Source organism: Pseudomonas sp. NFACC13-1 (assembly GCF_900104425.1).
Lineage (GTDB): Bacteria > Pseudomonadota > Gammaproteobacteria > Pseudomonadales > Pseudomonadaceae > Aquipseudomonas > Aquipseudomonas fluorescens_AA.
The window spans coordinates 1-5519 of sequence record NZ_FMXV01000061.1 but is presented as its reverse complement, the minus strand read 5'-3'; the positions used below and the strand labels follow the sequence as shown (position 1 = coordinate 5519).

Sequence of the window (5519 nt, the reverse complement as noted above, 5' to 3'; positions counted from 1 at the left end):
CGCAACGACGACCAGGTGAAGATCCGTGGTTTCCGCATCGAACTGGGCGAGATCGAAGCCAAGCTCGCCCAACATGACGTCGTGAAAGAGGCGGTGGTGCTGGCCCGTGAAGACGTTCCGGGTGACAAGCGCCTGGTGGCCTATTTCACCCAGTCAGAAACGGTGGACATAGAGACCCTGCGCAGCTACCTGCAAGGGCAATTGCCGGAATACATGGTGCCCGTGGCCTATGTGCGTCTCGACGCCATGCCGCTGACCCCCAATGGCAAGCTCGATCGCAAGGCCTTGCCGGCCCCAGACCTGGATTCGGTCATCACCCGCGGCTACGAAGCTCCACAAGGTGAGACCGAAATCGCCCTGGCACAGATCTGGCAGGACCTGCTGGGCCTGCAACAGGTCGGCCGTCACGACCACTTCTTCGAGCTGGGCGGTCATTCGCTGCTGGCCGTCAGCCTGATCGAGCGGATGCGCCAGGTCAACCTGAGCGCCGATGTGCGCATTCTGTTCAGCCAGCCCACCCTGGCCGCGCTGGCGGCTGCGGTCGGCAGTCATGATGGCCGCGAGATTCAGGTTCCGGCGAACCTGATCGCGCCGGATTGTCAACGCATCACTCCCGATTTGCTGCCGCTGGTGACACTGACCCAGGAGGCTATCGACCGCATCGTGGCGAGCGTGCCGGGTGGCGTGGGTAATGTGCAAGACATCTATCCGCTGGCACCCTTGCAGGAAGGCATCCTTTATCACCATTTCGCCGCTGAGCAGGGCGACCCCTACGTATTACAGGCGCAGTTTGCCTTCGATAGCCGCAAACGCCTCGATGATTTCACCCAGGCCCTGCAGGGCGTGATCGATCGTCACGACATCCTGCGTACATCCATGGCCTGGGACGGCCTCGATGAACCGGTGCAAGTGGTCTGGCGCAAGGCCGTGCTGGGTGTCGAACAAGTGGCGTTGCGCCATGAGAACGGCGATGTCGCCGGCCGACTGCAGGCAGACTTCGATGCGCGCCTGGACATCCGCCAGGCTCCGCTGATGCGTATCCGCTTTGCCGAGGATGCGGTAAACCGGCGTTGGGTGGCGACACTGCTGTTCCATCACATGGCGCTCGATCACACGGCGCTGGAAGTGGTTCGCCATGAAATGCAGGCTCATTTGCTCGGACAGACCGACCAGATGGGCGATGCGGTGCCGTACCGCAATTATGTGGCCCAGGCTCGCCTGGGCGTCAGTCCGAAGGCGCATGAAGCGTTTTTCCGCGAGATGCTCGGCGCTATCGATGAACCGACGCTGCCGTTCGGTTTACAGGATCTGCGTGGCGACGGCAGTAGCGTCGAAGAAGCCAGTCAGGGCATCACCCCCGATCTGAGCCAACGCCTGCGCAGGCAGGCGCGCCAGTTGGGCGTGAGTGCGGCCAGTCTGCATCATCTGGCCTGGGCTCAGGTGCTGGGCCGGGTATCGGGCCGTGAAGACGTCGTGTTCGGTACGGTATTGATGGGCCGGATGCAGGGCGGCGAAGGCGCCGACCGAGCACTGGGCATGTTTATCAATACCTTGCCAATCGGCGTGCGACTGGGGGCACTCAGTGTGCGTGACGGCGTGTTGGCGACCCATGAACGGTTGTCCGGTTTGTTGGGGCATGAGCACGCTTCCCTGGCACTGGCTCAACGTTGCAGTGGCGTGGCCGCGCCCACACCGCTATTCAGCGCATTACTCAACTACCGGCATACGGTGGCCGAACCCCTCGCACTGCAATCGTCATCAGCCTGGCAGGGGATCGAAGCCCTGGGAGGCGAGGAACGCACCAACTACCCGCTGACGCTCTCAGTGGACGACCTGGGCGAGGGGTTCAGCCTCACGGCGCAAGTCCAATCCCCTATCGGCGCCCAGCGCATCTGTGGCTATATGCAGGTGGCATTGGAAAGCCTGGTTGATGCGTTGGAGCAAGCACCGCAGGCGCCTTTGCACAGCCTGGACATCCTGCCCCGGGCCGAGCGTCGACAGTTGATCGAGACTTGGAACGCCACGAGCGCGGTGTATGCCGGACAGGCGCTGATTCATCGCCAGGTCGAAGACCAGGCCACCATGCAGCCTGAGGCGACGGCGGTGGTGTATGAAGGCCGGTCACTGAGCTACGGCGAACTCAACACCCGGGCGAACCAGGTTGCTCATCATCTGCTGGCGCTGGGTGTGCGCCCGGATGACCGCGTGGCGATCTGTGTCGAGCGCAGCCTGGAGATGATCGTCGGGTTGCTGGGCATCCTGAAGTCCGGGGCGGGTTACGTGCCGATAGACCCGGCCTATCCGGCCGAGCGCATTGCCTACATGCTGCAAGACAGCGCCCCGGCGGCGGTCCTGGTGCAACTGGCTACCGGCGGCCTCATGGTCGATGCATCGGTGCCGGTGATTGATATTGAGCACGAGATCAGCCCGGACGGCGGCGATGTCAACCCTCAGGTGCCGGGCCTGGAGCCGAGTCATCTGGTCTATGTGATCTACACCTCGGGGTCGACTGGTCTGCCCAAAGGGGTGATGGTCGAGCATCGCAACCTCAACAACCTGGTGGGGTGGCATTGTCAGTCCTTCGAACTGGTGCGCGGCAGCCGCACGTCCAGCGTTGCTGGCTTCGGTTTCGACGCCGCGGCCTGGGAGATCTGGCCCGCCCTGTGCGCCGGGGCCACGCTGTTGCTGCCACCGGCCCATGCCGGCAGCGAGGATGTCGACGCACTGCTGGATTGGTGGCAGGCCCAGGCGCTGGATGTGTGCTTCCTGCCTACGCCGATTGCCGAGTACGCCTTCGGCGGCAACCTCAGCCACGATCGGTTGCGTACGCTGCTGATCGGCGGTGACCGTCTGCGCCGACTGCCCGCCGACCCACGCTTTACGCTGATCAACAACTATGGCCCCACGGAAACCACGGTGGTCGCCACCTCGGGCCGGATCGACGCCTCCCAGGCGGTGTTGCATATCGGCAAGCCGGTGGGCAACACACGGATCTACCTGCTCGATGCACACTTGCAACCGGTTCCGGTCGGTGCGACGGGTGAGCTTTATATCGGGGGCGCAGGGGTTGCGCGAGGCTACTTGAACCGTGCCGAGCTGACCGCCGAGCGTTTCGTGCAAGACCCATTCGACCCTGTGCAAGGCGCAAGGATGTACCGTACCGGTGACCTTGGACGTTATTTGCCGGACGGCAATATCGAATACCTGGGACGCAATGATGGTCAGCTGAAAATACGCGGCTTGCGCATTGAACTGGGTGAAATCGAATCCAGGCTCAGCGATTGTGCCGGTGTGCGCGAGGCTGTGGTCATCGCGGCTGGTGACACACCGGATGACAAGCGTCTGGTGGCCTATTACACGTTACACGAGGGCGAATACCCGGCCCTGACGGCCGACAACTTGCGTGCGCAATTGCAGGTGCACTTGCCCCGGCACATGGTGCCGTCGGCCTATGTGCGCCTCGACGCGCTGCCCTTGACAGCCAATGGCAAGCTTGATCGCCGAGCGCTCCCCGCCCCGGACAGCGCGGCCTATTCGAGCCGCGACCATGAGTCGCCACGGGGCGACATGGAAATGCGCATCGCCGATATCTGGCGTCAGTTGCTGGGCGTGGAGCAGATCGGTCGTCATGACGATTTCTTTGAGCTGGGCGGGCATTCGTTGTTGGCCGTGCGATTGATGTCTCAGGTGCGCCAGCAACTGGGCGTGGAGCTGACCCTGGCGGAACTGTTTGCCAACTCCGGATTGATGGGATTGTCAGCCTGGGCCTCCCAAGCGTCGGCAAGCACGTTGCCGCCCATCGAGGCGGTACCGCGCAACAGTGCGTTGCCCCTGTCGTTCGCACAGCAGCGCCTGTGGTTCCTGGCGCAGATGGACGGCAGCGCGGCTTATCACATCTGCGGTGGCTTGCGTCTCAAGGGCCGGCTGTCACCGCAAGCCCTGCATGGGGCATTGGACCGGATCGTAGCGCGTCACGAAGCGTTACGTACCACGTTCGACAAGGTCGACGGTGAGGTGGTGCAGTGCATCGCCGTCGAAGGGGCCGGCTTTGCCTTGACGTTCCATGACCTGTCCCTGCATACCGACGCCGAAGGCGAACTGGCCCGGTTGGCCGCGGACGAGGCGCGGGCGCCGTTCGATCTGCGACAGGGCCCCTTGATCCGCGGTCGCCTCGTGCGGCTGGCGGACGAGACGCATGTTCTGCTGGTGACTCTGCACCACATCGTCTCGGATGGTTGGTCGATGGATGTGCTGGTCCGTGAGTTGGGGAGGCTCTACCAGGCCTGCCTGCATGGCGCGGCCGATCCGTTGCCGCCGCTGCCGATCCAATATGCGGACTATGCCGTCTGGCAGCGCCGCTGGCTGAGCGGCGATGTGTTGAGTGAGCAGAATGCCTACTGGCAACGGACACTGGCGGATGTACCGCCTTTATTGACCTTGCCTGTAGACCGTCCGCGACCCGCGCAGCAGGACTATGCCGGAGCGCGTTTGCCGGTGCTCTTCGATGGGGTGCTGACGGCCGATCTCAAGGCGTTGAGCCAGCGCCACGGTACGACTTTGTACATGACGGTGCTGGCCGGTTGGGCGGCGGTGCTTGGCCGCCTCTCGGGGCAGGATACGATCGTCATCGGCTCGCCGACGGCCAACCGTCGGCGCGTGGAGGTCGAGGAACTGATCGGGTTCTTCGTCAACACCCTGGCCGTGCCCATTGATGTGTCCGGGGGGCCGAACGTCGAAACGTTGCTGCAACGGGTTAAAGCACAGACGTTGAGCGCCCAGGCCCATCAGGACCTGCCGTTCGAGCAAGTGGTGGAGCGGGTCAAGCCGATGCGCAGCCTGTCCCACAGCCCGTTGTTCCAGGCCATGCTGTCCTGGCAGGCAGCCGTTGAACAGAACCTCGTCCTGGAAGGACTGATGCTGGAGACCGTGGAGGCACCGGGGCATAGCGCGAAATTCGATGTGTCGCTGAACCTGGGTGAGGTAGATGGCCTGATTTCAGGCTCCCTGGAGTACGCCACGGCGTTGTTCGACCAGGCGACCATGGAGCGTTACCTCGGCTATCTGGAACGCATGTTGCGGGCGATGGTGGCGGATGCCCGCGTCGCCATCAGCGACATCGTGCTGCCGGACGATGCCGAACGTCGCCAGCTGGAATGTTTCAATGCCACGCAAGCACAGTACCCACTGGAACAGACCATCCATGGGTTGTTCGAGGAACAGGTGCAGCGCACGCCGGATGCATTGGCGGTGCTGCATGGCGGTCAGCGCCTGAGCTATCGCGAGCTGAACGAGCAGGCCAACCGGCTGGCGCATTATCTGCGCGGGCAGGGTGTGCGGCCGGATTCGCGGGTGGCGATCTGTGTCGAGCGTGGTCTCGACATGGTGGTGGGCTTGCTGGCGATCTTGAAGGCGGGCGGCGGTTATGTGCCGCTGGATCCGGCGTATCCGGCGGATCGGATTGCCTACATGCTGGCGGATAGCGCTCCGGCGGTGGTGCTGGCGCAGGCGGCAACGGTTGG

1 protein-coding gene is annotated in these 5519 nt (G+C 63.5%); it reads left to right on the top strand.

Annotated elements, in window-relative coordinates; translation table 11 throughout:
* Positions 1–15: 15 nt before the first annotated feature.
* Positions 16–5519: amino acid adenylation domain-containing protein (locus tag BLQ55_RS30950; protein WP_371128558.1), on the top strand; the 5504-nt coding region annotated here is incomplete at its 3' end.